Source organism: Streptomyces sp. NPDC059994 (assembly GCF_042737755.1).
Classification (GTDB): domain Bacteria; phylum Actinomycetota; class Actinomycetes; order Streptomycetales; family Streptomycetaceae; genus Streptomyces.
In genome coordinates this window covers 15,069-41,558 of sequence record NZ_JBHWUR010000038.1, presented here as the reverse complement: position 1 = coordinate 41,558, position 26,490 = coordinate 15,069, and the positions used below count along the sequence as shown (strand labels likewise).

Here is a 26,490-nt window from a genome sequence, read left to right as displayed (position 1 = left end):
GTAATTTCCGCTCATAAAAAGCAGGGCGGAGCACTTGCTCCGCCCTGCTTTGTCTCTCCGTACAAACCGTCCGAGAAACCCAGGAAAGGCCGAGATGCCGAGCTCGCCCACCGTCGTCGTACCTTCCGCACTGCCGACGATCGCGCTGCTGGACGAGCGGCTGCGCACGACCAGCATCTGCCTCGCCGCCCGCTACGGCTCCCGCGACGATCCGGCGGAGCACGGCGGCCTCGCCCATCTGCTGGAGCACACGCTGATGTCGGCCCCGCTGGACGGGCGTCCCTCCTTCTGCGAGCAGGTGGAACGGCTCGGCGGCCACGCCAACGCCGAGACCGGGCTCGACATCATGCTCTTCTACGCCCAGGTGCACGCCGACGACGCCGATACGGTGGCTCGGCTGCTGCACCAGGCCGTGCTCCGGCCCGAGTTGACCGAAGCGGTCCTCGACACCGAGCGCGACGCGGTCCTGCAGGAGCTCGCCGCGGCGCAGGCCGACCCGGGCGACGTCGTGCAGGACGCCTTCCTGGCCCGGCTGTTCCCCGGCCACCCGCTGGGACGGCCGGTCGGCGGCGACGTCGGACAGATCCTCCGGACCACCCTCCCCGACGTACTGGTCGGACACCGCACCAGGTTCCTCACCAGCGCCATGACGCTGGTCGTGACCGGGCCCCGGCTGCCACGTCTCGACGGCCTCGGGCGCACCGTGCCGGCCGCGGCCATCCCGCCGCCCGCCGAGTCCCTGCCCCCTCTCGCCGAGCCCGCGGACCCTGCCGTGACCTGGCCTGACGAGTACGGCTGGGTCTGCGTCGGAGCCCGCTCCACCGGGGCCGACGACCCGCGCCGCCGCCGCTTCGCGATCCTGGCCCAGTTGCTCGGCGACAGCCCCTCGTCCCCGCTCTACCGCAGACTGCGCAACGAGGCCGGACTGGCCTACACGTTCGCGTGCTGGGACCGCGGCTACCAGGAGGCGGGCGCATGGCGGGTCCTGGTCGGCATCGAACCGGGCAACGGTGAGACGGTCGTCGGCATCGTGCGCGAGATCCTGGCCGAACTGGCGTCCGCAGGACCCGACCCGGACGACCTGGCGGCCGCCCACCGACAGGCCAGGATGCGGCTGATCCTGGACAGCGAGTCGCCGCTGGACCATCTGCGCATGGTCGCCCAGCGCAGCCGCGCCGGCACCACCGCGTGGTCGTTGGCCACGGAGCTGGCGGCCCTGGACGCCGTCGACGCGGAGCAGGTCCGCGCGGCGGCGGCCGAGGTGCTGGGCGAACTGACCGTCGTCGTACGGCCGGAGGCGTCATGAGCACCCAGGCCACCGTCTCCCCCGCCTACCTCGCCTGGGCCCGAGAGCAGCGGATGCGGGCCGAGATCGACCACCACGTCTATGTGGCGGGAGCGCAGACCGACCCCGTCACCCGGGAACAAGGCTGTCTGGTGGAGTACGCCGCCCCTGAGCTGCTGGCCACTCCCGCCGCCCTGGCCGAGCTGGAACGGCAGCTCGCCGCCGCCCACCCCGAGGCCACGGCGTTGCTGCTGCGCGCGCCCGGCGACACCCGACTGCCCGCACCCTGGCGGCCGTCCCTCAGCTATGTGCGCCACACCGGCGCCGCCGCGCCGGCCCCCGGCCCGCCGGCCGGTCTCGGCATCATCCCGGCCGGACCGGAGCACGACGCGCTCATCGCGGGCTGGCTGGCCCGCGCGATCGCCGACGGCTACGGATACGGGCCCCAGGACGTGCGGACCGGAGAGCTCATCGACGCCGCGGCCACCGACGTACTCCACGCCCCCGGCCGGGTCTCCTTCCTGCTGACCCGTGACGGCCGCCCGGTCGGTCACGCCACCGTACTGACCGAGGCCCAGGACGAGGTCACCGGCACCGAGTTCGTCGACCTGTTCGACCTGCTGGTCGAGGAGAGCGACGTCGTACGCCCCGGCACCACGGCACTGGTCGCCGCGTGCGCCGCCCTCGCCGCCGAACGGGAACGGCCGCTGTTCGGCAACGTCGTGCACGACAGCGCCGGCCCCGACAGCGGCGCCCGGGTCGTGGCGTCCCTGCTGGAGCGCGGCTGGTGCCTCGACCACCGCTTCTGGCGCCGCCCCCGCCCCGACGAGGAGACCTCCGCATGAGTACCCGCGCCCGCGCCGACTCGGTCGATCTGCCGCTGCTGTACCGGCTGTTCGACCTCTCCCCCGACGACGACGTGCGCTTCCTGGTCCGCCGGGCCAGGGCCACCCGGGAGTCGCTCGTCCAACTGGTCCTCTCGGTCGCCGAGCGGGCCGGTCACCGGCTGGGCACCGGATCCACCGACGAACTGCGCCGCGCCCGGACCCGGGCCGACGGCTACCGCCGTCTGCACACCGCGGTCTCGGCCGTCCACCCCGTACGCGTGCTCAAGGGACCCGCGATCGCCCAGCACTACCCCGAAGGCGTCCTGCGGCCGACGGGCGACCTCGATCTGGTCGTCTCCGGCGAGAGGGAACTCTGGAACGTCGTCCGGGTGGTGCTCGACCACCAGACCGTCGACGCGATCGACTACTCCCTGGTCGACGGCGAGCACCGGCACATGATGGCCACCCTCTCCTGGGCGCCGCTGGACCCCCTGCTCGACCGCGATGCCAAGATCGAGGTGGGCACCGCCGCCTACTTCGGGGACGGCGCGATGCTGCCCGTACGCTCCCGGCCCCCGGCGGACGACGTGCTCACCAGCCTCCTCGCGATCGCGGAGGAACGCTTCCAGCGCGCTTTCCACGCCGTCGACGCGATCGACGCGATCGTCCTCTCCCAGGTCGGCCCGGACTCGGTCGTGGACGCCGAGGCGACGGTCCGCGAGTTCCGGCTGGCCCCGGAGGTCGCGGAGCTGCTCGCCCGCGCCGGACGGTGCGCGCCACTCGGCCCGTTCGACGAGCTCCGCCGACGCCTGGAGCCGGCCGCCGAACAGGAGCGGGAGCTGCGCGGCGCGGCCACCGCCCGGGGCGCCGCGGCCCAACGGATCCGCTACGGCATGGAGTTGCGCCGGGCCCACCGGTCCGACTGGCGGCGCGCGGTGGAGCACCACGCGGGCGGCGACACCCTGATGCTGACCCCGGTCGGCGACTACCTGCTGGTCGAGTCCGAACTGGTCGCGCCGGACCGCTATGAAGCGGCGCTCTCCGCCCTCCCCCACCTGCCCGAAGGACCACGATGAGTGCCATCGAGATACGTGCGCTGTGCCGCGACTACGGCGTGGGCCGGGCCAGCGACAGACGCACCCAGGCCCTCAGCGACGTGGACCTGACCGTCGAACTCGGCGAGGTGCACGGCCTGGTCGGCCCCAACGGCGCGGGCAAGACCACCCTGTGCAAGATCCTTTCGACCGTACTGGAGGCCACCTCCGGCAGCGCCAAGGTCCTGGGCCACGACGCCGCCACGGATGCGGCGGCCGTCCGCCGCCACATCGGGATCGTCTTCGGCGGCGACCGCGGTCTGTACGGACGGCTCAGCGCCCGGCAGAACCTGCGCTTCTGGGCCGCCATGTACGGACTGCACGGCGCCGCGCTGCGGCTGCGGGCCGACGAACTGCTGGAGCGCCTCGGCCTGGCCGACCGCGCGGGCGACCGCGTCGACACCTTCTCGCGCGGTATGAAACAGCGGCTTCACCTGGCCCGCGGGCTGGTCGGCGACCCGCGCGTGCTGCTCCTGGACGAGCCCACCGTGGGCATGGACCCGGTGGCCGCCCGCGACTTCCGCGGACTCGTCGGCGAAATGCGCGCGGAGCGCAGGACCGTGCTGATCACCACGCACGACATGGCCGAGGCCGAGGCGGTCTGCGATCTGGTGACCATGATCGACCGGGGGCGCGTGCTCCTCACCGACACACCCTCCGCCATCGGCGAGGTGGTGCCCCGTCACGAACGCGTGGTCGCGGGCGCGGTACCGGCCGAGACACGGCAGGCGCTCACCGAACTGCCGGGCGTCGTCTCCGTCGAGCGCGAGGCCTCCGGCCGGCTCCGGGTGGAGACCTCCAACGCCGCGGTGACCCGTACCGTACTGCGACTGCTGGTGGAGGCGGGCGTGTCCGAACTGTCCACCCAGCGGCCGAACCTGGAGGACGCCTACCTCCACCTCATCGGCGACCGCGGGATGGCGGTCGGCTGATGCGGATCTTCCTCACCGGCTTCCGGTTCCAGCTCAGGGTCGCCTGGGGCTCCCCGGACACCTTGCAGATCTGGGTCACCGCCCCGCTGTTCACACTGGTCTTCATGGCCATCGCGGAGCACGCGGAGCGGCCCGACCTCGCCCCGTTCGCCATCGTGTCCCCCACCCTCATGTCGCTGTGGACCCTGGCCCTGTTCATCGCCGGCGAGCTGATCGGCGACGAGCGCAGATCCGGCACCCTGGAAGCGCTGATCGCCGTACCGGCGCGGCTCTCCACCCTGGTGATCGGGCGGATCTGCGCGGTGACCACCCTCGGTCTGCTCTCCTTCGCGGAGGCGTGGCTGGTCGCCGGGCTCGTCTTCGACCGGTGGCTGGCGGTGCGCCACCCGCTCCCGTTCGTGCTGTGCCTGGTGGTGACCGCGCTGGCGATGGCCGCCACCGCGACCATCTTCTCCCCGCTGTTCATCCTGCTGCCCTCGGCCCGCACGGTTCAGAACACCCTCACCTACCCGTTCTACCTGCTCAGCGGTGTCCTCCTCCCCGTGGCGATGCTGCCCTTCTGGCTCCGTCCGGCGTCCCACCTGATCTTCCTCTCCTGGAGCGGCGACCTGCTGCGCGACAGCCTGGCCGCCCCGGCCCCGCACGACGTCGCCGCCCGCCTGGCCGCCGTCTTGGCACTGGGCGCCGCGAGCCATCTGATCGGAATGGCGCTGCTGCACCGCGTGCTGCGCCGAGTCCGCCGACTAGGAACGCTGTCCCACTCATGAGCCTCACGACATCGATCACCGCGCCCGCGCGCATCATCCGCTACAGCGCCGCCAACGCGCTGGCCGACATGCGCCACATGTACACCTGGAAGACCTGGACGTTCGGCTGGCTGGGCCGGATGCTGGCTCAGGTCACCTTCTTCGCCGTCTTCGGCCACGTCATCGGATCCGCCGACCAGACGCGCTATCTGCTCGTCGGCAACGCGGTCATGACCTGCGTCATCGAATCGATGATGGTCGTCGTCTCCACCACCTGGGAACGACGGGTCGGCACCCTCACCCTGCTGTCCGCGGCCCCGGCCCCGCTCTCGTGGGTGTTCATCGGCCGCAGCCTGCAGTGGCCGGTGAGCGGCACGGTCACCTCGCTGGTCGCGCTGTTCGGTCTCGGACCGGCGTTCGGGGTGAGCTGGCGGGCCGGGCAGATCCTGCCGGTGGTGGCACTGGTCGTCCTCACCGCGGCGAGCACCTACTGCTTCGGCCTGTTCGTCGCCGCGGTGGCCTTCAACGCCGACGGCGCCCGCAACATCATCTCCAACGCCACGTATCTGCTCATGATGGCGGTCTGCGGAGTCCAGGTGCCGACCTCGTACTGGCCCGACTGGGTACGGGCCGTGGCGCAGGCGATCCCCCTCACCCAGACCCTCAAGGCGATACGTTCCGTCAGCGGCGGCACCGGCCCCGCCCTGATCCCCGCCTGCTGGGCCGTGCTGCTCGGCATCGGCTGGCTCGTCGCGGCCTCCTGGATGTTCCGCCTGATGGCCCTCCGGGGCCGCCGCTCGGGCTCGATGGGAACGGGCGCCTGACGTGACCCGTACACACGCCACCCGCGTACCACCGACCGATGCCGTGGTCCTGGACTGCGACGGCACCCTCGTCGACACCCAGGCACACTGGGACCGGGCCTGCGCGGCCGTCTGCGCCCGGCACGGAGTGTCACTGGGCGACGCGGACCGACTGGCCCTGATCGGACTGCACCTCACGGAGCTGGGCCGGGCCCTGGGCCGACTGCTCGGCCGGCCGGCCGAGCACGAACCGCTCGCCGCACAGGTCCGCGCCTTCGTCGACGACAGCCTCGACGAAGGCGTCACCGCCATGCCGGGCGCGGCCGAGTTCGTCACCCGGCTGTCCACGAGCCGCCCGCTCGCGGTGGTCTCCAACTCGCCGCGCCACGCCGTCGTCCGCCACCTCGAACACGTCGGTCTCGCCGCCGCGTTCGAGCTGATCCTCGGCAGCGACGACGTCGACCGCCCCAAACCGGCCCCCGACCTCTACCGCACCGCCTGCGAACAGCTCCACGTCGCACCCGGCCGCGCGGTGGCGGTGGAGGACTCGGCGATCGGCATCCGCTCCGCCCGGGCCGCGGGCCTGTACGTGGTCGCCGTCCCCTCCTCCCCCGGCCCGGCCCTGACCGGCGACGCCGTCTATCCCACCCTGGCCGACCCGGGGCTGCTGCGGAGCCTGGCCCCGGGCCGGATACGGCTGCCGGTCAGCTGACCGCGGCCGCGAACATACCGACCTCGTAGGAACCACCCTTCTGGTGCACCATCACAGCGAGCCGGTTGGCCGCGTTGATCAGGGCGGTCAACGAGACCAGCGCGGCGATCTGGTCGTCGTCGTAGTGCTTGCGCACCTGGGCCCAGGTCTCGTCGGAGACACCCTGGTGGGCGTCGGCGAGCCGGGTGCCCTCTTCCGCGAACGCCAGCGCGGCCTGCTCGGCCTCGGTGAACACGGTGGACTCGCGCCAGGCAGCCACCAGGTTGAGCCGGACCGCGCTCTCACCGGCGGCCGCGGCCTCCTTGGTGTGCAGGTCGATGCACCAGCCGCAGCCGTTGATCTGGCTGGCGCGCAGCGACACCAGCTCCTGCGTCGACGCCGGCAGCGACGACTGGTGGATCACCAGGGCGGCGTTGGCGAACCGCTTGGCGAACTTGGAGCCGAGCTCGTTCTCGAACAGGTTGAACCGGGAGTCCATGACTTCGTCCTCACTCGTGGTGTTGCTCTGGACGACCAAGAGATGCCGGCGACGCGCTCCTTGTGACACGGCGGTCGTGTGACGAGCGCCACCGCTGATGGGTGTCACAAAACCGCGGGGTGCGGTGTCTTGTGCGCGTGACACCGTCAACAGCGGACAGGCAGGAGCAGCTGGTGAAGATCGAGCATGCCGAGCGGACCGAGGACACGGCCGGGGAGCTCACCGGCGGCGGACGCGCGGACGCCGCCACCGAGGCGTTCGTCAGCCATCGCAACCTGCTGTTCACCGTCGCCTACGAGATGCTCGGCTCGGCCGCCGACGCGGAGGACGTCCTGCAGGAGACCTGGCTGCGGTGGGCGGGCGTCGATCTCGCCGCGGTGCGGGACCGGCGTGCGTACCTGGTCCGGATCACCACGCGCCAGGCGCTGATCCGGCTGCGTACACTCGGCCGCCGCAAGGAGTCCTACGTCGGCACCTGGCTGCCCGAGCCACTGCTCACCACGCCCGACGTGGCCGAGGACGTCGAACTGGCCGACAGCGTCTCGATGGCGATGATGCTGGTCCTTGAGACGCTCACGCCGACCGAGCGGGCGGTGTTCGTGCTGCGCGAGGTGTTCGACATCGAGTACGACGAGATCGCCGAAGCCGTCGACAAGAGCCCCGCCGCGGTCCGCCAGATCGCCCACCGGGCACGGACACACGTCACGGCACGCCGCCCGCGCGGAACCGTCTCCCCGACCGAGACCCGGGACGCGCTGGACGCGTTCCAACGAGCGGCGGCAACAGGCGATCTGCAGAGCCTGCTCGACATCCTCGCGCCGGACGTCGTCTTCCTGGGTGACGGCGGCGGAGTCAAGCAAGCCGTCCTGCACCCCGTCATGGGGGCCGACAAGGTGGCCCGCCTGCTGGCCGCCGGGCTCGGCAGGATCAGCGCGTCGTCGCTGCGCCCGGCACAGGTCAACGCCTACCCTGCGCTGGTCCTCCGGCTCGACGGCGAGATCGACACCGTCGTGGCGGTGCGCATCGACGACGGCCTCATCACCGGCCTCTATGCCGTACGCAATCCCGCGAAACTCTCGCACATGCAGCAGGAGACCACCTTGCGCCGCTAGAACACGACGCGAGTCACCCCATACGACCGGTATCGGAGCGGTGCCGCCTCCGGTGTCGGCGCCGCCACTCATACGCTCTCCCGGTCCATCGCACCAGATCCCGGTGCAACGGGGCCTCGGCGGCCAACGCACGCGTCAAGCCGGTATCGGGGAGCAGCGCCACGCCGAAGATCTGTAATCTCCCCCCATGCCCACTACCCCGGTTCGTGTCCGCTTCGCTCCCTCCCCGACAGGAATGTTCCACGTCGGCGGGGCCCGGTCCGCTCTCTACAACTGGGCCGTCGCGCGGCAGTCCGGCGGCACGTTCGTCCTCCGTATCGAAGACACCGACGCTGCGCGCAACAAGCCCGAGTGGACGGACGGGATCATCGGCGCGCTCGCGTCGATCGGCATCTCCCAGGCCGACCCCGCCTTCGAAGGGCCGTACTTCCAGTCGCAGAACGCCGGCCGGCACCGCGAGGCCGCGCGGCAGTTGTACGCGTCCGGCCACGCGTACTACTGCGACTGCACCCGGGAACAGGTCCAGGAGCGGACCGGGTCGCAGCAGCTCGGGTACGACGGGTTCTGCCGGGAGCGCGCCCTGGAGTACGCGCAGGGGCGGGCGCTGCGGTTCCGTACGCCCGACGAGGGCGCGACCGTGGTCGTGGACCTGGTCCGGGGCGAGCCGGCGTTCCCGAACTCCGCCATCGAGGACTTCGTCATCGCTCGCGGCGACGGATCGCCGGTCTTCTTGCTCGCGAACGTGGTGGACGACCTGGCCGAAGGGATCACTCAGGTCATCCGGGGCGAGGAGCACCTGTCGAACACGCCGAAGCAGCAGCTGCTGTGGGAGGCGCTCGGTGCGACACCGCCGGTGTGGGCGCATCTGCCGGTGATCGTCAACGAGAAGCGCCAGAAGCTCTCCAAGCGGCGCGACAAGGTCGCGCTGGAGGACTACCTCGCCGAGGGCTATCTGCCGAAGGCCATGGTGAACTATCTGATGCTGCTGGGCTGGGGCCCCGGCGGCGACATGGAGATCCGGCCGCAGGAGGAGCTGGAGCGGCTGTTCCGGGTCAAGGACGTCAACGGCTCCTCGGCGTTCTTCGACGTGAAGAAGCTGTCCGCCTTCAACGGCGCGTACGTGCGCGATCTGTCGGCCGACGAGTTCATCGAGGCGTGCGGTCCGTGGCTGACCGAGCCGTACGCGACCTGGGCACCCGAGTCGTTCGACGCCGCCGCCTTCGCGACCGTGGCACCGCTGGCACAGACACGCATCACCGTGCTCGGCGAGATCACCAAGTACGTCGACTGGCTCTTCCTCGACGCGCCGGTGGACGACGAGGCGTCGTGGACGAAGGCGATGAAGCCGGGCGCCGCCGCGATCGTCAAGGACACCCGGGAGCGCTACGCCAAGACGTCGTGGGACACCGAGTCCCTCAAGTCGGCCCTGGAGGAGGTGGCCGAAGCCCACGACCTCAAACTGGGCAAGGCTCAGGCCCCCGTACGCGTCGCGGTCACCGGGCGGACCGTGGGCCTGCCGCTCTTCGAGTCCCTACAGGTCCTCGGCCGCGAGCGAACCCTCGCGCGACTGGACGCCGCGCTGACGAAGCTCACCGACTGACTTGGCCGAGGCCCGCCTCACCGGGCCCGGACTCGCTTACGGTCACAGTGACGCAATGAGCCACTGCTGGCTGAGATCCCCCGTGTCGGTCTGTTCGACGATCTTCGCACCGTCGCTGGTCGCGTTGCCGGCCACCCCGAGCACCTTCCCGGTGCTGACGCTGACGAGTTTCGCGTAACCGTCGCCGGTGGGCACCTGGCGCCACTGCTGGTTGGTGCCGCCGTTGGCAGGCCACTGGATGACCGGTGTGCCGTCGGTGGACGCGTTGCCCTGGATGTCGACGAGTTGGCCCGAGTGGACGTTGGTCAACGTGCAGATCCCGTCGGCGGCCGTGGTGCGGCGCCATCGCTGGTTGGCGCCGCCGTTGCCGCTCCACTGGTTCAGCTGCGCACCGGAAGCGGTTGACCAGTCCGGTACGTCGAGGAGTTTGCCGCTGCGCCGGTTGGTGAGAGTGCAGGGGGTTTCGACGAGGCTTGCCCGGAACGGGATGGGCTGCGGGCGCAGTTGGTGCAGGTCGAGGACGAGGATCTCGTTCTGTCCGGCGGTGAGCCACGGGGCGGGGCAGTACAGGCGCTGCTGGGGGCCGATCGACCAGTACCGGCCGAGGTTGTGGCCGTTGACCCAGACGGCACCCTTGGTCCAGCCGGACATGTCGAGGTAGGTGTCGCCGGTCTGGGCGAGAGTGACCGTTGCGCGGAAGAAGACGCCGGCGCGGCCGGGTTGGCTGATCTTCGGGCGCAGCGCCGCGACGAAGGCCTCGTCGACCGGCAGGGCGTATGTCTGCCAGTCGCTGAGCGTGCCGTTGAGCGGGCCCGCACCGGAGAGGGAGACCTGCTGGGTGATGCCCTTGCGGTCGACCAGGCCGTGGCCGAAATTCGTACGGCCCATGCCCTCGACGAGGATGTCCAGCGTGGGCCTCGGACCCGCCGATCCCAGCGCCAGACGCGAGCCCGTGGTCACCTTCAGCGGCGTCGCGTACGCCGAGGGGACCGCCGGACGGGAAATACCACCCTGGTAGACCCCGTCGAGGAAGACCGTGGCGTAGTCATGGACGGAGGTGACGTCGAGTGTGGCTCCCGCGTACCCGGAGAGGACCTTGCGGTAGAGCATGAACCCGGAGTTCTGCCCGTAGTTCTCCATGGGCTGCGGCGCCATGGTCTGCGCGGGTGGCAGCGCGGCGGGCAGGTTGTCCCACAGCGAGGCGTAGGCGCTCGGGATCGGGGCGTCGCTTCCGGTGCGTGTGATCGTGGGGACCGGTTCCGGCAACGGCGGCAGTGAGACGCCCGGGTAGCTTCCGATGAGTGAGCGGTACGCGGTGTACCGGGGCGCGGGCCGCCCCTGCTCGGTGATCGGCGCCCCGTAGTCGTAGCTGGTGATGTCGGCGGTGTAGCCGCTTCCGTCGTCGTTCGCGTTGGCACCGGCCCAGTAACCGAAGTTGGTGCCGCCGTGCACCACATAGAGGTTGAACGACTGCCGGGCGTTCATCAGGTCCCGCAGCGCCCCGGAGAGGTCGGTGTCCTGCCCGGCGAAAGCGCCCTCGCCCCAGTGGGTGAGCCACCCCGGGTAGAGCTCCCCCGACATCGCCGGGACCCGCGGGTACGCCGTGCGGCAGGCCCTGATGTCCGAGGAGGTCCCGCCGCTGAGACCGATCGCCCCGCCGGTGACGTTCGTGTGGTTCGCCACGACCTGGCCGAGCCCGTCCTGGGTGTAGAACGGCCCCTCCACACCTGCCCCGAGCCACAGTTGGCGCAGCTGCTCCAGGTATGTGCCGTCGCTGCCGTACGAGCCGTACTCGTTCTCGATCTGCACCATCAGGATGGGGCCACCGTTGGCGGCCATCAGCGGCCGGACGACCGGGGCGATCGCCTTCACGTACCGGACCACGGCCGCCATGTAGTCCGGGTCCTGGCGCGAGTTCACCCGCAGCCGGATCGACGGCTTCTTCAGGAGGTACGAGGGCAGTCCGCCCAGATCCCATTCGCCGCAGACGTACGGGCCAGGGCGCAGCAGCACGTACATGCCCTCCTGCGCGCAGAGCCGGATGAAGGCGGCGAAGTCGCGCCGGTCAGTGGTGAGGTCGAAGACGCCGGGCCGCTCTTCGAGGTAGTTCCACATGACGTAGAGCGCGATGGTGTTGAGGCCCATGGCTCTGGCCATTTGGATGCGGTGGCGCCAGTACGGTACGGGGATGCGAGCGGGGTGCATCTCACCGCTGCGGATCTGGAACACGGCGCCGTCGAGGACGAATTGGGACCCGTCGGGAGAGAAGCCGAAGGTGCGACCGGTGGCGAAGGCGCGGCTGCCGGAGACGGCCATCGCGGCCGCGGGGCTCAGGGCGGCGGCGAGCAGCAGGGTGCGTCGGTGCATACGTACTCCCCGGGAGCGGCAGACGGACTGCGGGCGGTCATGAGGCATTCGGCGGCACGTGAGGCGAGCGGAACGACACGCGTCTCCGTGTCGCGCTGCGCCGCAACGTATTTAATCGATCAAGAAGCGTCAAGAGCGCACGTAATCAAACATGCCGTCTAGGGAAGCCGCGCCTGCGAACCCCCGCGAACACCCGGCCGTGATCAACTCAAGCTGACTGCACGGTGATTGAAGATGCTTCAAACTCCGCGCTACGATGCACCATCAATCACGCCATGGCCGCACGTCCCCTTCTCACCACAGAGGAGCTCCCCGTGCCACGCCCCCCACGTTCACCACGCATACGCACCGCCCTGACCGCATTCGCCGCGGCCCTGCTGTGCGCGCCGCTCGCGACGGCGACCGGCGCGCACGCCTCCCCCGCGCCCCCCGCGTCACCCCGGCCCCCCGTCTCCGCAGCAGCCCAAGGGCCGGCCCCCACCCCGCCGATGGGCTGGAACGACTGGGCCCACTACCAGTGCGGCGTCACCGAGCAGACCGTCACCGCCAATGCCGACGCCCTCGTCTCCACCGGCCTGGCCGCCAAGGGATACACCACGGTGACCGTGGACGACTGCTGGACGACCCGGTCCCGGGACGCCGACGGGAACCTCGTCGCCGACCCCGTGAAGTTCCCGCACGGCATGGCCTGGCTCGGCTCGTACCTCCACGCCCGCGGGCTCCGGTTCGGCATCTACGAGGACGCGGGCTCGTCGACCTGCGGCGGCTATCCCGGCAGCGGCCGACCCCAGGGCGGCGGCGCGGACCACTTCGCCCAGGACGCCGCCGCGTTCGCCTCCTGGGGTGTGGACTACCTCAAACTCGACGGCTGCAATGTGTACGTGGCCCCGGGCCAGACGCAGGAGCAGGCGTACCGGCAGGCGTACGACGCCCAGGCGGCGGCGCTGCGCGGCTCGGGCCGCGACATCGTGTTCTCGGAGTCGGCGCCCGCCTACTTCCAGAACGGCGAATGGGGCGACTCCACCTGGTTCGACGTGCTGTCCTGGGTCGGCTCGGACGGCCAGCTCTGGCGCGAGGGCTGGGACATCGCCACCTACGATCCCGCGCGGCCGAACACGAGCCGCTGGTCCAGCGTGCTCGCCAACTACGGCTACAACCGCTGGATCGGCCGCTACGCCTCACCGGGCAACTGGAACGACCCGGACTTCCTGATCGCGGGCGCGGGCGGGCTCACCGACGACGAATCCCGCAGCCAGGTCGCCCTGTGGTCGATGATGGCCGCGCCGCTCATCCTCTCCTCGGACGTCGCCAAACTCACCCCCGCGGCCCGGTCCGCACTGGGCAACACCGAGCTGATCAAGGTGGACCAGGACAGCCTCGGCCGGCAGGCGGGCGTGGTGTCCACGGACGGCAGCACCGACGTGCTCGCCCGGCCACTCGCCAACGGGGACCGCGCGGTCGCCGTACTCAACCGGAGTGCGACCACCCGTACCCTCTCCACCGCGCTCGCCGACATCGGCCTGCCGGGCTGCACGGTGACCGCCAAGGATCTGTGGACCGGCGCCACCTCGACCGCCGGCGGCAGCCTGACCGCGACCGTCCCCGCCCACGGCACGGCGGTCTGGCGCCTCACCCCGCGCAGCGACTGCGGCGCTGCCGTCCCCACCGGCCAGCTCACCGGAAACGGCGCCAAGTGCGCGGACGTCACCCGCAGCGGCACCGCCGACGGCACCCAGGTGATCCTCTACACCTGCACCGGCAACCCCAACCAGCGCTGGACCACGGGCACCGACCGCGCCCTGCGCTCACTCGGCAAGTGCCTCACCGCGAGCAACACCACCGCCGGCAGCCCCGTCACCCTGTCCACCTGCACAGGCACCACCGCCCAGCAGTGGACCGCCGACCCCGGCGGCACACTCCGCAATGCCGCGAGCGCGCTGTGCCTGGACGTGTACGGCGGCGGCACGGCCGACGCGACCAAGCTCGACACATGGACATGCGGCCACCTCCAGGCCAACCAGGTCTGGTCACTGCCCAACTGACAAGCGGTCACGTCAACGGCACACCGCCGAGGCCGCGACCTCCCAGCCCGCCGGGCCGCGTACGGTCCGGCGGGCTGCGGCGCCGCTGCTACCGGCCGAACCGAACACTCAAGAAGCGCAGCCCCTTCGCAGCCGTCTGGCCGGGCTCCGCCGTCCCGGCGAGACGGTCAGGGCGACGCTCAGCCCGACGAGAGACGACGAACGGACGGATAAGAGGCATTATTGATCCCCTGTTGAACAACGAACGGCAAAGCGGAAGTGCTTCACCCACACAACGACACTCAGCCGTGGGCGACACGAGCGGCCCGCTTCATCTGATCGTCGGACGGCGGTCAGGGGCGGGGGCTGCGGAGCCGGCCCCCGGGTATACCGAGGTGCGGGAGCCGGAATTCGTTTGACTTGGAGTGCACTCCAGCACCTAGCGTCCTGAACAGATGGTTTCGAGTTCAGGAGGCAACAGTATGAGCACTGTCCCCACCCGCTACCTGGGCAGCCTGGCGGTCTCCGCGCAGGGCCTCGGCTGCATGGGCATGAGCCACGGCTACGGCGCCACGGACGACACGCAGTCGATAGCGACACTGCACCACGCCCTCGACCTCGGGGTGACCTTGCTGGACACCTCCGACTTCTACGGTTCCGGTCACAACGAGGAGTTGATCGGGCGGGCCATTGCCGGGCGGAGCCGTGACGAAGTAGTGGTGGCCACCAAGTTCGGCTTCGCCAACAGCCTGGGCGAGCCCACCCGCATCCGCGGGGACGCCGCCTACGTGCGGCAGGCGTGCGAGGCGTCGCTACGCCGGCTCGGGGTCGACCACATCGACCTCTACTACCAGCACCGGGTCGATCCGACGGTGCCGATCGAGGAGACCGTCGGCGCCATGGCCGAGCTGGTGCGCGAGGGGAAGGTACGCCACCTCGGGCTCTCCGAGGCCGGTGCCCGGACGATCCGGCGGGCGCACGCGGTGCACCCGATCGCGGCGCTGCAGAGCGAGTGGTCGCTGTGGACCCGCGATCTGGAGGCGGAGATCGCCCCGGTCTGCCGGGAACTCGGCATCGGCCTCGTCCCGTTCTCCCCGCTCGGCCGTGGCTTCCTGACCGGCCAGTACAGCTCGGTCGAAGGACTGGACGCCACCGACATCCGGCGCAGCCAGCCGCGCTTCGCCGACGGCAACCTCGACCGGAACCTGGCGATCGTGGCGAAGCTCAACGAGCTGGCCGCGGCAAAGGGCATCACCGCCGGGCAGCTCGCCCTGGCCTGGGTGCAGCACCGGGGCCAGGACGTGGTGCCGATCCCCGGCACCCGGCGTCAGCGTTACCTGGAGGAGAACCTCGCGGCCCTGACCGTCGAACTGTCCCCGGAGGACCTCGCCGCCATCGAGGCCGCCGCCCCGCGTGAGCAGATCGCCGGCACCCGCTACGACGCCACCAGCCTCACCTTCGTCGACAACTGAGCCGCTGCTGAACCCGTACGGCCGTGTCCCAGCCTCGGGGGAGCGCCCCGGCGACCGAAGTGGCTGCTCCGAGGCCGTGGGCCGGTCTGCGAGGATGTGCCGTATGACGGTGCGCGGCAGAAATCATGTGACGGTGACCGGTCGGCCGGGGGGGCCGGTGGTGATGCTGGCGCACGGGTTCGGGTGCGACCAGAACATGTGGCGGCTGGTGGTACCGCTTCTGGAGCCGCACTTCACCGTGGTGCTCTTCGACCATGTGGGAGCCGGGCGTTCTGATCTGTCGGCGTGGAGCCCGGAGCGCTATTCCTCACTGGAGGGGTATGCCGAGGACGTACTGGAGATCTGCCACGATCTGGCGCTCGGGCCGGTGACGTTCGTGGGGCACTCGGTGAGCGCGATGATGGGCGTACTGGCCGCGGCGCGGAAGCCGGAGGCGTTCGCCCGGCTGGTCCTGCTCGCCCCGTCTCCGTGCTTCATCGACCATCCGGATACGGGTTATCGGGGCGGCTTCAGCGCCGAGGACATCGATGAACTGCTGGAGTCGCTGGATGCGAACTATCTGGGCTGGTCGGGCGCCATGGCGCCGGTGATCATGGGGAATCCCGAGCGTCCGGAACTGAGCGAGGAGCTGACCAACAGCTTCTGCCGCGCCGATCCGGACATCGCCCGGGTCTTCGCCCGGGTGACGTTCCTGTCCGACAATCGCGAGGACCTCGCCAAGGTCACCGTGCCCACCCTGGTCGCGCAGTGTTCGAGTGACGCGATCGCGCCCCCGGAGGTCGGAGCCTTCGTCCAGGCTCAGGTTCCCGGCAGCCGACTGGTCACGCTCAACGCGACCGGGCACTGCCCCCAGCTCGCCGCACCCGAGGAAACGGCTGCCGCGATCACCGCCTTCGCGCGAGCGGGCCACTGATGTACCCGGCCAACGGCGGCGACAGTGGCGAGTACCGGACTCCCGGAAAGCAGCCGGGTGACGACGGCGCCGCGTTCTCCGCCTTGCTGGAAGACAGTGCCGAGGACCTGTACGAGCATGCGCCGTGCGGCTACCTCTCCACACTCCTGGACGGCACGATCGCGAAGATCAACACGACACTGCTGGACTGGCTGGGCCACGCACGGAACGACGTGGTGGGCCGCAGGACGTTCTCCGACCTGCTCACGGTGGGAGGCCGCCTCTATCACGAGACCCACTTCGCTCCCCTGCTGCGCATGCAGGGCGAGGTCAGCGGGATCGCCCTGGAGCTCAAGGCCGCCGACGGCAGCCGTCTGCCGGTGCTGGTGACGTCCACGGTCAAGACGGGCAGCGACGGGCAGCCGCTGCTCATCCGCACCACCGTCTTCGACGCCCGCGACCGCCGCGCGTACGAGACCGAACTGCTGCGCGCACGCCGGGAAGCGGAACGCGAACGCGAGGAACTCAAGCGCCTCAACGCCACCCTGCAGCAGACCTTGCTGCCCCCGGCCCTGGTGAGCGTGCCCGGCCTGGACGTGGCCGCGCACTACCACATCGCCTCCACGGACGAGGTCGGCGGCGACTTCTACGACCTGTTCCCCCTCGCCGGCGGAGCGTGGGGACTGTTCCTGGGCGATGTCTGCGGCAAGGGCACCGCCGCCGCGGCCCTCACCTCCCTCGCCCGTTACACCCTGCGCGCCGCCGCCGTCTACGACCCCGACCCGGCCGCCGTCCTCGCCAACCTCAACACCGTCCTCAACCACGAATACAACGGCACCGACCCACGGTTCTGCACCGTCATCTTCGGACTGCTCACCCCCGACGACGACCGGGACGGTTTCCGCATCACGCTGGCCAGCGGCGGTCACCCTCCGGCCCTGTTGATACGAGCCGACGGCAGCGCCGACTATCTGCCCACCCCCGGAGGGCAGCTCATCGGCGTCCTGCCCGACGTCGACATCGCCACCACGGCCGTCCGCCTGGACCCCGGCGACACCCTGCTGCTCCACACCGACGGCCTCACCGAAGCCCACACCGCGCAGATCGGTGGCGGCGACCGCTACGGGGACGAAGCCCTCCTCGACTTCGCCCGCGCCCTGGGACCGACGACCGCCGCCCACACCGTCACCGCGGTCCGCGCCCTGCTCGACACCCTCGGCACCGGAGTGGACGACGACACGGCCGTCCTCGCCATCAGCGTGCCCCGAGCCCCCAGCGGAGAGCAGCAGTGACCGAACTGACCGTCCGCACCCGCACCACCCCCGCCGGGCCCGTCATCGAACTGGCCGGAGAGCTCGACCACGACAGCGCCGCCGACGTACGCGCACTCCTGCGAGGCCTGGAACTCGGGGCAGGCCGGCAATTGGTCATCGACCTGAGCGGCATCACCGTCTGCGACTCCAGCGGTATCACCGTGCTGCTCGCCGCCCGCAACCACGCTCTCGATGCCCGGGCGGGCATCGCCCTGGCCACCGTCCCCGCTCGGGTCAGCCGCATCTTCCACATGGTCGGCCTCGACCAGGTGTTCCCCACCTACCCCACCGCACAAGCAGCCGAAGCCGCCTGGACGCCGCCCCCGACCCATCCGTGAACGGGGGCGCGATTGTCTCCGGCGTGTCCACGTGCCGGCCGCGTTGGACCAGCCACGCGGGCCTCGCGTGCCGCTACTCGTCGGTTTGGGGCAGATTCCCCTTGGCGTCGTCGTACGTGCCGTCGCCCTTCGGCTCCGCCGGGGCGTACACCAAGTGCAGTACCCCGGTCTGGAACGCCTCGGAAGAGATCAGCCTCAGCGGTACCGACGCCTCGCCCTCGTCGAACAGCCGCATGCCCTTGCGCACGGCGAGCGGGTGCACCAGCAGATGCAGCTCGTCCAGGAGGCCGGCCGCCAGAAGCTGGCGGACGACCGAGATCGAGCCGCTGAGGGCGATGTCCCCGCCGGGCTCGTTCTTCAAGGCGGTGACGGCGTCAACGAGGTCGCCCTCCAGCTGCTCGGAATTCCGCCAAGTGAACTCCAGTTTCCGGCTCGACGCCACGATCTTGCGTGCGTCACCGAGCGTCTTCGCGAAGCCCGCGTCCTCGCCGCCGGCCGCCTCGCGCTCCGGCCACGCCCCGGCGAAGCTGTCGTAGGTCCTGCGGCCGAACAGGACGGTGTCGGCCGTGCCGAGCATCGCGCCGACGGCCGCACCCATCTCGTCGTTGAAGTACGGGAAGTGCCACTGATCGGGCGCCTCCACGACCCCGTCGAGCGAGATGAAAAGGCCAGCCGTGATCTTCCTCATGATGTTCCTCCCAGAAGGTTCGCCGTTGCGGTCTGCTCCAGTAAGACGGCGCAGGGCACGGGAACTCATCGGTGGCGACAAGGTCGATTTCACGGCGGCACGACGACCTCGCCCGCTGGCTTGTTCGCGCTCTGTGACCGCGGCGGCGAATACGTTGAAGTGGTGTCCGAACAGCACCGGCAGAACAGCACCGGCACCATCGCGCAAGGAGCACCACTCATGCCGTACGACCGCGCATCGAGTTCCGAGCAGGCAACCCGCAGCTACTACGACACCGCCGACGTCGACGCCTTCTACGACGCCGTGTGCGGGCGAGGACATCCACACCGGGATCTACAGCCATGACGAGGAGTCGATCGCGACAGCCTCGCGCCGCACGGTCGAGCAGGCCGCGGACAAGGTGAGCGGTCTGCTCACCGCAGACAGCACAGTGCTGGACCTCGGGTCGGGCTACGGGGGCGCCACCCGCTATCTGGCCGACCGCTTCGGGTGCCACGTCGTCGCCCTCAACCTCAGCGAACCCCAGAACGAGCGCCACCGCGCCACGAACGCCGCGCGCGGCCTCGGCGCTCTGATCGAGGTCGTCACGGGATCCTTCCACGCCATCCCCTTCCCTGACCGCCGCTTCGACGTCGTCTGGTCCCAGGAAGCCTTCTGCCACAGCGGCGACCGCACCCAGCTGCTCAGCGAGGCCGTACGCGTCCTCAAGCCGGAAGGGGCTCTCGTCTTCACCGATCTGATGGCCGCCGAGGACGTCCCCGTCCGCACGCTGCGCCCCGCCGTGTCGCGGCTGGGCGTGGACGCCCTGGCCACCCCGGACCTCTACCGCCACACGCTCGCCGGACTCGGCCTGTCCCGCACCGACTTCGACGACCGCAGCGGCCAAGTCCTCACCCACTACGAACGCCTCACCGCGGAGACCCACCGACGAGAGCACGAGCTGCGTCAGATCATCAGCCCCGCGTACGTCGACGGTCTGCTCGCCAATCTGCCGCTGTGGGTGGACGCGGCCCACCGCGGGCATCTGCGCTGGGGCATCTTCCACTGCCGCCGCGCCTGAACCCCGGTTCCGCCCGCCCCGCGTGGGTGGTTCGGAGCAGCCAGTCATGCGCCGGGCGCCACAGCGGTGACCAAGCGCTGTTCCACTGAGCGGACCGGCACCCGTACGCGTTCACGCCGCATGCAAAGCCACCGTCGGATGCAGACGCGAGGCGCGGATCGCCGGGTAGAGGCCCGCGATCACGCCGATCAGGAGGGTGGCGGCCAGACCGCCCGCCAGGGACCAGGGTGGGACCACCGTCGTCCATCCCTGGGCCCGGGCGAAGCCGTACGTCGCCGCCGTGCCCAGCAGTGCGCCCGTCACCCCGCCCAGCACCGACAACAGCAGTGACTCGGTGAGGAACTGGAGGCGGATGGCGTTGCGGGTCGCGCCCAGGGAGCGGCGCAGGCCGATCTCCTGGCGGCGTTCCAGGACGGAGATGACCATGGTGTTGGCGACGCCCACCCCGCCGACCAGCAGGGCCACCGCGCCCAGGCCGAGCATCAGGGTCGTCAGGCCCTCGTCGGTGGCGGCCTTGGCGGCCAGCGCGTCAGAGGGGCGGGAGATCTTGATGCCTGCCTGGCTGCCGGGGTTGATACTGCGGGCGAGGACCGCCCGTACGTCCTCCACCGAGTCGTCCGTGGACCGCTCGAAGATGGTCGTGGGGTGGCCGTCGAAGCCGAAGTAGCGCTGGGCGGCGGGGAATCCGACCATGGCCACCCGGTCCAGGGTGGGGACCAGCTCGATCGGTTTGAGGATGCCGACGACGACCACACGTGTGTCGTTCATCATGATCGTCTCGCCGGTGCGGGTGATGCCGAGGCGCTCCGCCGCCACCGCGCCGAGGACCGTCGTCGGGAGGCGTTCGCCCGCCGCGGTCAGCCAGACGCCCCTGTGAACCTCGCCGCCGAGCGCGGACAGCAGGTCGAGGCGGGCCGCCTGGGTGGTGACGCCGGCGGTGCGCTCCTCGGGGACCACGTCGCTGCGGCGGATGCGCGCGTCGACGTTGGCGGTGGCCGTGGCGTGCCGTACCGGGCCGATGCGCTCGACCATCGCGACGGCGTTCTCGGGGAGCTTGACCGGCCGGCCCGTACCGTCGTCGTCCGCCTCGGCGGTGAGGAGGTTGGTGCCCAGGCGGTCGAGCCGGGCCATCAGGTCCGCGCGACTGGACTCGGACAGACCGACGACCGCGACCATGGTCGCGATGCCGATGGCGATGCCGAGCGCCGAGAGCACCACGCGCGCCCGCCGCGCGAGCAGACCGACCGCGCCGACGCGGAGGATGTCGCCGGGCGTGAGGCGGGAGGGCTTGAGGTCGTTCTTCATCAGCGGACTTCCCCCGTAAGGAGCGTGGATCGGGAGTCCGAGACGATCTCGCCGTCCTTGAAGCGGACCCGGCGCGGCAGCGAGTCCGCGATCGTGTGGTCGTGGGTGATCACGCAGATGGTGGTGCCGGACGCGTTCAGCTCGTGCAGCAGCTCCATGACGATCTCGCCGGACGCGGTGTCCAACGCGCCGGTGGGTTCGTCCGCCAGCAGCAGCCGGGGCTCGCCCACCAGGGCGCGGGCGATGGCGACGCGCTGCTTCTCGCCGCCGGACAGCTCGTTCGGCGTGTGCGAGAAACGGTGGTCCAGGCGCACCTTGGCGAGCGCATCCCGTGCCCGCTGACGCCGCTCCTTCAGCGGTACGCCCGCGTACAGCAGTCCGTCAGCGACGTTGTCCACCGCGTCGCGCCCCGCTGCCAGATGGAAGTGCTGGAAGACGAAGCCGATATGGCGGGCGCGCAGTGCGGAGAGCCGGGAGTCGGAGAGCTCGGACACGTCGTACCCGGCGACCCTGACGGTTCCCGTGGTGGGCCGGTCGAGGGTGCCGATGACGTTCAGCATCGTGGACTTTCCGGAGCCGGACGGGCCCACGACGGCCACCAGTTCGCCCTCTTCGACGGTGAGGTTCACTGCGCGCAGTGCGTGGACGCCGCCCGGGTACGACTTGGTGGCGTCCCGCAGTTCGATCACGGGGGACGGCGTCATGACGTCGCCACTGCGACCTGGACGCCCTCGCGCACGGCCGGGCCCGAGACCTCGATCCGCCCGTCGGCGGTCATGCCCGTCTCCACCCGCACCATCTTCGAGGTGACACCCTGGACGATCTGGAGGCCGTAACCGCCGTTCTCGCCGCGCAGCGCGACGACCGCCTCGACGGGGACCGCGAGGACTCCCTTGTGTGCCTCGCTGACGAACTTCACGCTCGCCGACGCCTTGGCATCCTCGCCGGAGACGGCGCTCGCACCGCCGTCCAGGACGATCTCGACGGTGATGCCCTTTGGAGCGCTTGCACCGGCCCCGGAGCCGGGCTCCTCGGAGCGCACCGTCCCGGTGACCCGTCCGGCCACGGTTCTTCCGCTCGGCAGGGTGACCTCGACCCTGGTGTTCTTGGAGGTGAGCGCGCCGTCGGTCTGCTCCAGTTGGGCCCGTACGACGGGCTGGGTGGCGGCGATCGTCACCACCGTTCCACCCGGCGCGATCTGGTCGGCGAGCGCCGCGTCGGCGGAGACCACCTTGACCTGGCCGGGCTGGAAGACGACATCGCCCTTGCCCACCCTGCCGGTGCTCTCCCGGTTCAGGGACTTCTGCCACCGCTTGACGGCGGCCTCGGTGTACTTGTCGTACTCGGTGTCGACGTAGAGCCCGGCCCCATACCCCAAGTCCCGCAGATTGTGCTCCAGTTGGAGGACGTCGCTGCCCCGGTCGCCCGCTTTCATCTCGCGGAACATCGGGACGGGGCCGTAGAGGAGGGTGACGGGCTTGTCGTTCAGCTCGTAGAGCGCCTGCCCCGTCTTCACCGTCCTGCCCTCGGAGGCGGCCACCGTGACCGTCCCCTCGACGGCGGATTTGACGGCGCGGCGCTGCGCGAAGTCGAGCTTGCCGTCGACCGTCTTGGACAGGACGAGGTCGGTGCGTACGACCTTCGCCGTGGCGGGCGGCAGGTCGCCACCCCTGGCGGAGGCGCCCCCGTCGCCGTCGCCGCCGAAGAGCAGGGCTCCCCCGGTGACCGACGCGGCGACGGCCGCCGCGCCGAGCGCGAGGAAGGCGGTGCGGCGCGTCACTGCATGCCGTCCAGACCGTCGAGCAGCTTCGGCTCGCACGCCTTGCGGGCCTGCTTGTACGAGGGCGACTCGGTGTCGATGGAGCGGGACACCGGGTCCGGGTCGCCGCCCGGCTGGGCGTTGCCGCCGCTCATGGTGGGGTTGGCGAACTTGGAGACGCCGTGGTCCCGCATGCACTGGGCGTGCGCGAGCATCGACTCGTACGCCTTCTGCTGGTCGCGCTTGGGCTCGGCGTTCATGGCGTCCCGGAGCTCGGCGACGCACGTGCCGTTCTTGCCGCCCTTGATGCCTTCGTTGCGGCCGGGCCGGGAGCCGATCTCGTTGACCTTCGCCCAGTCCAGATAGCCGCTGAGCTTGGGGTCGGGGAAGTCCTGGTGGCCGCCCTTGACGCGCATGCACTGGACGTACTTCATCTGGGCGTCGTAGAAGGCGCTCCTGCCCGCGGGCCGGGTGCTCGGCCCGCTCTCCCCCTTGGCGGCGCTCGCGGCGGGCGCCTCGGGCACATCGGCGATCGCGTCGTCCTTCTTCCCTGAGCCGGCGCTGTCGTCACCGCTGCCGCAGGCGCCGCAGAGGGCGAGGACGGGCACGGCCACGAGGACGGTCATGCGCGATGCGGCGGAGACGCGAGCGTGGGGGCGGTTCATCCTGTTCGTCCTGAGAAAGCTCATGCGCTTCACGTTCGCCCTCGCGGATGATGACCTGTCCATGGCCATGTGATGGGAACGTAACAATGCCTCCGACCTGCACCTCCGCCCTCGTACGGAGTAGGCGGAAGCGGGCCCGGCGTGGTCATAATCGGCCCCATGCCGCATGTGCTGCTCATCGAGGACGACGCGTCCGTACGGGACGGAATGGAGCTCGTGCTGCGCCGGCACGGGTACGGCGTGGCCACCGCCGCCACCGGCGAGCAGGCCCTCGCCCTGCTCGCCGAGGAGCGCGGCGCCCGGATCGAGCTGGCCGTACTGGACTTGATGCTGCCCGGCATGGACGGCTTCGAGGTGTGCCGCCGCATCCGTGCCCGCTCGGCGACCCTGCCGGTCATCATGCTGACCGCGCGCGGCGACGACTCGGACATCGTCACGGGCCTGGAGGCGGGCGCCGACGACTATGTGGTCAAGCCGGTCACCGCACCCGTCCTGGAGGCCCGCATCCGGGCCGCGCTGCGGCGCGCGGAACCGTCCGGGCAGAGACGGGAGGGGGACTCCGGCCTCGCCGGGCTGGTGATCGACCGCGCCGGACTGGCCGTCACCAAGCACGGCGTCGCGGTCGCGCTGCCGCCCACCGAGCTGCGGCTGCTGCTCGAACTGTCGGCCTCCCCCGGCCGGGTCTTCAGCCGCGAACAGCTCCTCGAATCCATCTGGGACCACACCTTCCTGGGCGACTCCCGGCTGGTGGACGCGGCGGTCGCACGGCTGCGGGCCAAGCTGGAGGACATACCGGCGAAGCCCCGGTACGTCCAGACCGTGCGGGGCTTCGGCTACCGCTTCGGGCCGCTGTGAACCGTACGGACACGGGCAAGCACACGGTGAACCGCTCGGAGGGGAGCGAGCGCACGACCGCCAAGTGGCGCTCCCGGCGGCTCATCGGCGGGCTGCGCACCCGGCTCGTCGTCACCTTCGTCGTGGTCGCCCTCATCAGCGCGGTGACCGCGACCGCCCTCGCCTACCGGGACGCCCGTACCGCCGTCCTCCAGCGCACCCAGAACACCGCCGTGAACGACCTCCGCAAGCGGGTCACCGCGGTCGCCGCCGACTTCGACCTGCCGCCCGACCAGCACTCGCTGTCCCGCTTCGCGGCGACGGTCTCGGACGGCATCGGCGCCCGCATCGTGGTGGTCCGCTACCAGGACCTCGTCGCCACCTCCGACTCGCTCGCCGACACCCGGGCCCGGATCAGCACCGAGCTGCGCGCCGCCGTGCACACCGGCAAGGCGACCCGGTTCCAGCGGGTGATGTGGCGGGGCGAGCCCTATCTGACCGTCGGCATGCCCGTGACGTACGCCGACGGGGACCACCGTGCCTCCGGTCTTGAGGTGTACGCGATCACCGATCTGCGGGCCGAGCGCGACGACACGGCAGCCCTGCTCGACTCCGTACGGGCGGGCACCGCACCGGTGGTGCTGCTGGCCGCCGTTCTCGCACTGCTGGCCGCGGGAACGGTCCTGCGTCCGGTACGCAAGCTGAGCCGGGCCACCCGTGAGCTCGCGACCGGAGACCTCGGCAGCCGGGTCGCCGTCACCGGGCACGACGAACTCGCCGACCTGGCCCGGACGTTCAACGAGACCGCCGACGCGCTCCAGGCCTCCGACGCGGAACTGCGCGAGCAGGAGGCGAAGGCACGCCGCTTCGTCGCGGACGTGTCGCACGAGCTGCGCACACCGCTCGCGGCGATGACGATGGTGGCGACCGTCCTGGAGGAGGACGCCGACCAGCTGCCGCCGGACGCGGCGCGGGCGGCCCGTACCGTCGGCGCGGAAACGGCACGGCTGTCCCGGCTGGTCGAGGATCTGATGGAGATCTCCCGCTTCGACGCCAAGGCGGCCCGGCTGAACGCCGCCGAGACCGACCTCGCCGACACCGTACGGGCGTCCCTGGCACTGCGCGGCTGGACGCACCGGGTGCACACGCGCCTGCCCGAGGGCGTACGGGCGGTCGTCGACCGGCGCCGCATCGACGTGATCGTCGCGAACCTGGTGGGCAACGCGCTGCGGCACGGGGCCCCGCCGGTCACCGTGACCCTGGCGACGGTGAGCGCCGCGGACGGGAAGTGGCTGACGCTGGAGGTCGCCGACCGTGGCCCCGGGCTTGCACCGGAGGCCCGGGAACGGGTCTTCGACCGGTTCTACAAGGCGGACGCGGCCCGCACGCGCGGCGCGGCCGACGACAGCGGACAGGGCAGCGGCCTCGGCACGGCGATCGCGCTGGAGAACGCACGTCTGCACGGCGGCACGATCGAGGTGGCCGACGGGCCGGGGGGCGGCGCGGTGTTCACCCTGCGGCTACCCGCACGACGCACCGAAGGGGACACCGGGTGAAGGGCCGCCGGGGAGCCGTGGCCGCGGCACTGGGGATCGCGGGGACCGTCCTCGTGGGCTGCGGTGTCCAGCCGAGCGGAGTGGTGGGCGCGGGCGAACCCGCGTCCGGGCTGACGCGCGGGATGCGGCTGTACTTCGCGTCCGACAGTGGACTGCGCGGGGTGCCGCTGCTGGACCGGGAGGTCAAGGACCTCAACACGGTGGTGAAACTGCTGGCCGTCGGGCCGCCGCCCGCCGAGCAGCGCGACGGGCTCACCTCGCTCGTCCAGCTCGGCGGCTACACGGTGACCGGAACGGGCACCCACGTCACGATGCACGTCGAAGGGCCCTATGCGATGTCGGGGCGCGACCAGGGCACGGGTCAGCTGGTGTGCACACTGGCGCGCGCCCAGTCCGTACTCGACCCGAAGACCAGGGCCGACGACGTCGTGGTGACCCTGCGACCGGAGCAGGGCGCCGCCCTGGGCCCCTACCGGTGCGCGGAGTTCCTCAACCGGTGAGACGGGTGGGCGCGGCCCGTACGTGGCGGGGCGATCTCAGGAATGTCTTCATCTGCGTGGGCGGCACCATCCGCCTGCACCACATGGGCATGTTTGTCATGATATGCGGAGTGTTCGACAGAACTTCCCCC

At 70.9% G+C, this 26,490-nt stretch carries 26 protein-coding genes; 19 read left to right on the top strand and 7 right to left on the bottom strand.

Annotated features, from left to right (window positions below; translation table 11 throughout):
* Positions 1–94 precede the first annotated feature (94 nt).
* From ACFWA7_RS20445 to ACFWA7_RS20415, 7 genes are read left to right on the top strand one after another with little or no spacing between them, the layout of a single operon-like run.
* Positions 95–1,306 carry a M16 family metallopeptidase gene (locus tag ACFWA7_RS20445; RefSeq protein WP_385824407.1) on the top strand — a complete coding sequence of 404 codons (1,212 nt, stop codon included), beginning with the start codon at positions 95–97 and terminating at the stop codon, positions 1,304–1,306.
* Positions 1,303–2,130, top strand: a complete 828-nt coding sequence (locus ACFWA7_RS20440) for a hypothetical protein (RefSeq protein WP_385824405.1) — start codon at positions 1,303–1,305, stop codon at positions 2,128–2,130. Before ACFWA7_RS20445 ends, ACFWA7_RS20440 begins: the two co-directional genes overlap by 4 nt.
* Positions 2,127–3,188, top strand: a complete 1,062-nt coding sequence (locus ACFWA7_RS20435; RefSeq protein WP_385824403.1) for a hypothetical protein — start codon at positions 2,127–2,129, stop codon at positions 3,186–3,188. The genes ACFWA7_RS20440 and ACFWA7_RS20435 overlap by 4 nt, the downstream gene beginning before the upstream one ends.
* On the top strand, positions 3,185–4,138 hold the full coding sequence (locus tag ACFWA7_RS20430) for an ABC transporter ATP-binding protein (protein WP_385824401.1): 954 nt from the start codon (positions 3,185–3,187) through the stop codon (positions 4,136–4,138). The genes ACFWA7_RS20435 and ACFWA7_RS20430 overlap by 4 nt, the downstream gene beginning before the upstream one ends.
* Positions 4,138–4,905 carry an ABC transporter permease gene (locus tag ACFWA7_RS20425; RefSeq protein WP_385539657.1) on the top strand — a complete coding sequence of 256 codons (768 nt, stop codon included), beginning with the start codon at positions 4,138–4,140 and terminating at the stop codon, positions 4,903–4,905. Before ACFWA7_RS20430 ends, ACFWA7_RS20425 begins: the two co-directional genes overlap by 1 nt.
* Positions 4,902–5,708 (top strand): ABC transporter permease, encoded by an 807-nt coding sequence (locus ACFWA7_RS20420; RefSeq protein WP_385824399.1) that lies wholly within the window; start codon positions 4,902–4,904, stop codon positions 5,706–5,708. The genes ACFWA7_RS20425 and ACFWA7_RS20420 overlap by 4 nt, the downstream gene beginning before the upstream one ends.
* 1 nt (position 5,709) lies before the next feature.
* Entirely contained in the window at positions 5,710–6,399 is a 690-nt protein-coding gene (locus tag ACFWA7_RS20415) for an HAD family hydrolase (RefSeq protein WP_385539660.1), read from the top strand.
* On the opposite strand, the gene ACFWA7_RS20410 is transcribed toward ACFWA7_RS20415, so the two are convergent.
* The gene (locus ACFWA7_RS20410; protein WP_385539662.1) at positions 6,392–6,877 is read right to left on the bottom strand and encodes a carboxymuconolactone decarboxylase family protein; all 486 of its coding nucleotides are present in this window, start codon (positions 6,875–6,877) and stop codon (positions 6,392–6,394) included. The genes ACFWA7_RS20415 and ACFWA7_RS20410 overlap by 8 nt on opposite strands.
* 173 nt (positions 6,878–7,050) lie before the next feature.
* Between ACFWA7_RS20410 and ACFWA7_RS20405 the strand changes: the two genes are divergently transcribed.
* Together ACFWA7_RS20405 and gltX are read left to right on the top strand one after the other, a co-directional pair.
* On the top strand, positions 7,051–7,989 hold the full coding sequence (locus ACFWA7_RS20405) for an RNA polymerase sigma-70 factor (RefSeq protein WP_385824397.1): 939 nt from the start codon (positions 7,051–7,053) through the stop codon (positions 7,987–7,989).
* Positions 7,990–8,224: 235 nt separating this feature from the next.
* Positions 8,225–9,589, top strand: coding sequence for a glutamate--tRNA ligase (gene gltX / locus ACFWA7_RS20400; RefSeq protein ID WP_385824435.1), 1,365 nt, complete (start codon positions 8,225–8,227; stop codon positions 9,587–9,589).
* A gap of 42 nt (positions 9,590–9,631) precedes the next feature.
* Here the strand turns inward: gltX and ACFWA7_RS20395 are convergent, their stop codons facing one another.
* Positions 9,632–11,956, bottom strand: coding sequence for a beta-galactosidase (locus ACFWA7_RS20395; RefSeq protein ID WP_385824395.1), 2,325 nt, complete (start codon positions 11,954–11,956; stop codon positions 9,632–9,634).
* A 314-nt stretch (positions 11,957–12,270) separates the two neighbouring features.
* Here ACFWA7_RS20395 and ACFWA7_RS20390 point away from each other — a divergent pair, with 314 nt between their 5' ends.
* The 5 genes from ACFWA7_RS20390 to ACFWA7_RS20370 all read left to right on the top strand — a co-directional run bounded on the left by ACFWA7_RS20390 (position 12,271) and on the right by ACFWA7_RS20370 (position 17,992).
* On the top strand, positions 12,271–13,998 hold the full coding sequence (locus ACFWA7_RS20390; RefSeq protein WP_385824393.1) for a ricin-type beta-trefoil lectin domain protein: 1,728 nt from the start codon (positions 12,271–12,273) through the stop codon (positions 13,996–13,998).
* Between the two features lie 461 nt (positions 13,999–14,459).
* Positions 14,460–15,449 carry an aldo/keto reductase gene (locus tag ACFWA7_RS20385; RefSeq protein WP_385539669.1) on the top strand — a complete coding sequence of 330 codons (990 nt, stop codon included), beginning with the start codon at positions 14,460–14,462 and terminating at the stop codon, positions 15,447–15,449.
* A gap of 103 nt (positions 15,450–15,552) precedes the next feature.
* On the top strand, positions 15,553–16,362 hold the full coding sequence (locus tag ACFWA7_RS20380) for an alpha/beta fold hydrolase (protein ID WP_385539671.1): 810 nt from the start codon (positions 15,553–15,555) through the stop codon (positions 16,360–16,362).
* Positions 16,362–17,633 carry a SpoIIE family protein phosphatase gene (locus ACFWA7_RS20375; RefSeq protein ID WP_385824390.1) on the top strand — a complete coding sequence of 424 codons (1,272 nt, stop codon included), beginning with the start codon at positions 16,362–16,364 and terminating at the stop codon, positions 17,631–17,633. The genes ACFWA7_RS20380 and ACFWA7_RS20375 overlap by 1 nt, the downstream gene beginning before the upstream one ends.
* Positions 17,630–17,992: an STAS domain-containing protein gene (locus ACFWA7_RS20370; protein ID WP_385824387.1), complete on the top strand. Its 363-nt coding sequence runs from the start codon at positions 17,630–17,632 to the stop codon at positions 17,990–17,992. The genes ACFWA7_RS20375 and ACFWA7_RS20370 overlap by 4 nt, the downstream gene beginning before the upstream one ends.
* A 73-nt stretch (positions 17,993–18,065) precedes the next feature.
* Here ACFWA7_RS20370 and ACFWA7_RS20365 read toward each other — a convergent pair whose 3' ends face one another.
* The gene (locus tag ACFWA7_RS20365; protein WP_385824385.1) at positions 18,066–18,680 is read right to left on the bottom strand and encodes a dihydrofolate reductase family protein; all 615 of its coding nucleotides are present in this window, start codon (positions 18,678–18,680) and stop codon (positions 18,066–18,068) included.
* Between the two features lie 162 nt (positions 18,681–18,842).
* Between ACFWA7_RS20365 and ACFWA7_RS20360 the strand changes: the two genes are divergently transcribed.
* Both ACFWA7_RS20360 and ACFWA7_RS20355 read left to right on the top strand, forming a co-directional pair.
* Complete coding sequence (locus tag ACFWA7_RS20360) at positions 18,843–19,025, top strand: hypothetical protein (protein ID WP_385824437.1); 183 nt, start codon at positions 18,843–18,845, stop codon at positions 19,023–19,025.
* Positions 19,000–19,740 carry an SAM-dependent methyltransferase gene (locus ACFWA7_RS20355; protein ID WP_385824433.1) on the top strand — a complete coding sequence of 247 codons (741 nt, stop codon included), beginning with the start codon at positions 19,000–19,002 and terminating at the stop codon, positions 19,738–19,740. Before ACFWA7_RS20360 ends, ACFWA7_RS20355 begins: the two co-directional genes overlap by 26 nt.
* 111 nt (positions 19,741–19,851) lie before the next feature.
* Here the strand turns inward: ACFWA7_RS20355 and ACFWA7_RS20350 are convergent, their stop codons facing one another.
* The 4 genes from ACFWA7_RS20350 to ACFWA7_RS20335 are packed head-to-tail and all read right to left on the bottom strand — an operon-like array spanning position 19,852 to position 23,469.
* The gene (locus ACFWA7_RS20350) at positions 19,852–21,045 is read right to left on the bottom strand and encodes an ABC transporter permease (RefSeq protein ID WP_385539679.1); all 1,194 of its coding nucleotides are present in this window, start codon (positions 21,043–21,045) and stop codon (positions 19,852–19,854) included.
* A complete protein-coding gene (locus ACFWA7_RS20345) occupies positions 21,045–21,749 on the bottom strand; it encodes an ABC transporter ATP-binding protein (RefSeq protein WP_385539681.1) in 705 nt (234 codons plus the stop codon). The genes ACFWA7_RS20350 and ACFWA7_RS20345 overlap by 1 nt, the downstream gene beginning before the upstream one ends.
* A complete protein-coding gene (locus ACFWA7_RS20340) occupies positions 21,746–22,825 on the bottom strand; it encodes a peptidoglycan-binding protein (protein WP_385824383.1) in 1,080 nt (359 codons plus the stop codon). Before ACFWA7_RS20340 ends, ACFWA7_RS20345 begins: the two co-directional genes overlap by 4 nt.
* Positions 22,822–23,469, bottom strand: coding sequence for a hypothetical protein (locus ACFWA7_RS20335; RefSeq protein WP_385824381.1), 648 nt, complete (start codon positions 23,467–23,469; stop codon positions 22,822–22,824). The genes ACFWA7_RS20340 and ACFWA7_RS20335 overlap by 4 nt, the downstream gene beginning before the upstream one ends.
* Positions 23,470–23,628: 159 nt before the next feature.
* On the opposite strand from ACFWA7_RS20335, the gene ACFWA7_RS20330 reads away from it, so the two are divergent.
* The 3 genes from ACFWA7_RS20330 to ACFWA7_RS20320 are packed head-to-tail and all read left to right on the top strand — an operon-like array spanning position 23,629 to position 26,359.
* A complete protein-coding gene (locus ACFWA7_RS20330; RefSeq protein ID WP_385539687.1) occupies positions 23,629–24,324 on the top strand; it encodes a response regulator transcription factor in 696 nt (231 codons plus the stop codon).
* Between the two features lie 26 nt (positions 24,325–24,350).
* Positions 24,351–25,859, top strand: coding sequence for an ATP-binding protein (locus ACFWA7_RS20325; RefSeq protein WP_385539716.1), 1,509 nt, complete (start codon positions 24,351–24,353; stop codon positions 25,857–25,859).
* Positions 25,860–25,876: 17 nt separating this feature from the next.
* The gene (locus ACFWA7_RS20320; protein ID WP_385539689.1) at positions 25,877–26,359 is read left to right on the top strand and encodes a hypothetical protein; all 483 of its coding nucleotides are present in this window, start codon (positions 25,877–25,879) and stop codon (positions 26,357–26,359) included.
* The last annotated feature ends 131 nt before the right edge of the window (positions 26,360–26,490 follow it).

Coding starts and splice junctions, on each gene's coding strand:
- gltX (WP_385824435.1), top strand. CDS start 8,225: ATGTTCCACGTCGGCGGGGCCCGGTCCGCTCTCTACAACTGGGCCGTC.
- ACFWA7_RS20430 (WP_385824401.1), top strand. CDS start 3,185: ATGAGTGCCATCGAGATACGTGCGCTGTGCCGCGACTACGGCGTGGGC.
- ACFWA7_RS20440 (WP_385824405.1), top strand. CDS start 1,303: ATGAGCACCCAGGCCACCGTCTCCCCCGCCTACCTCGCCTGGGCCCGA.
- ACFWA7_RS20385 (WP_385539669.1), top strand. CDS start 14,460: ATGAGCACTGTCCCCACCCGCTACCTGGGCAGCCTGGCGGTCTCCGCG.
- ACFWA7_RS20335 (WP_385824381.1), bottom strand. CDS start 23,469: ATGAACCGCCCCCACGCTCGCGTCTCCGCCGCATCGCGCATGACCGTC.
- ACFWA7_RS20395 (WP_385824395.1), bottom strand. CDS start 11,956: ATGCACCGACGCACCCTGCTGCTCGCCGCCGCCCTGAGCCCCGCGGCC.
- ACFWA7_RS20425 (WP_385539657.1), top strand. CDS start 4,138: ATGCGGATCTTCCTCACCGGCTTCCGGTTCCAGCTCAGGGTCGCCTGG.
- ACFWA7_RS20375 (WP_385824390.1), top strand. CDS start 16,362: ATGTACCCGGCCAACGGCGGCGACAGTGGCGAGTACCGGACTCCCGGA.
- ACFWA7_RS20380 (WP_385539671.1), top strand. CDS start 15,553: ATGACGGTGCGCGGCAGAAATCATGTGACGGTGACCGGTCGGCCGGGG.
- ACFWA7_RS20420 (WP_385824399.1), top strand. CDS start 4,902: ATGAGCCTCACGACATCGATCACCGCGCCCGCGCGCATCATCCGCTAC.
- ACFWA7_RS20435 (WP_385824403.1), top strand. CDS start 2,127: ATGAGTACCCGCGCCCGCGCCGACTCGGTCGATCTGCCGCTGCTGTAC.
- ACFWA7_RS20365 (WP_385824385.1), bottom strand. CDS start 18,680: ATGAGGAAGATCACGGCTGGCCTTTTCATCTCGCTCGACGGGGTCGTG.
- ACFWA7_RS20445 (WP_385824407.1), top strand. CDS start 95: ATGCCGAGCTCGCCCACCGTCGTCGTACCTTCCGCACTGCCGACGATC.
- ACFWA7_RS20410 (WP_385539662.1), bottom strand. CDS start 6,877: ATGGACTCCCGGTTCAACCTGTTCGAGAACGAGCTCGGCTCCAAGTTC.
- ACFWA7_RS20350 (WP_385539679.1), bottom strand. CDS start 21,045: ATGAAGAACGACCTCAAGCCCTCCCGCCTCACGCCCGGCGACATCCTC.
- ACFWA7_RS20345 (WP_385539681.1), bottom strand. CDS start 21,749: ATGACGCCGTCCCCCGTGATCGAACTGCGGGACGCCACCAAGTCGTAC.
- ACFWA7_RS20330 (WP_385539687.1), top strand. CDS start 23,629: ATGCCGCATGTGCTGCTCATCGAGGACGACGCGTCCGTACGGGACGGA.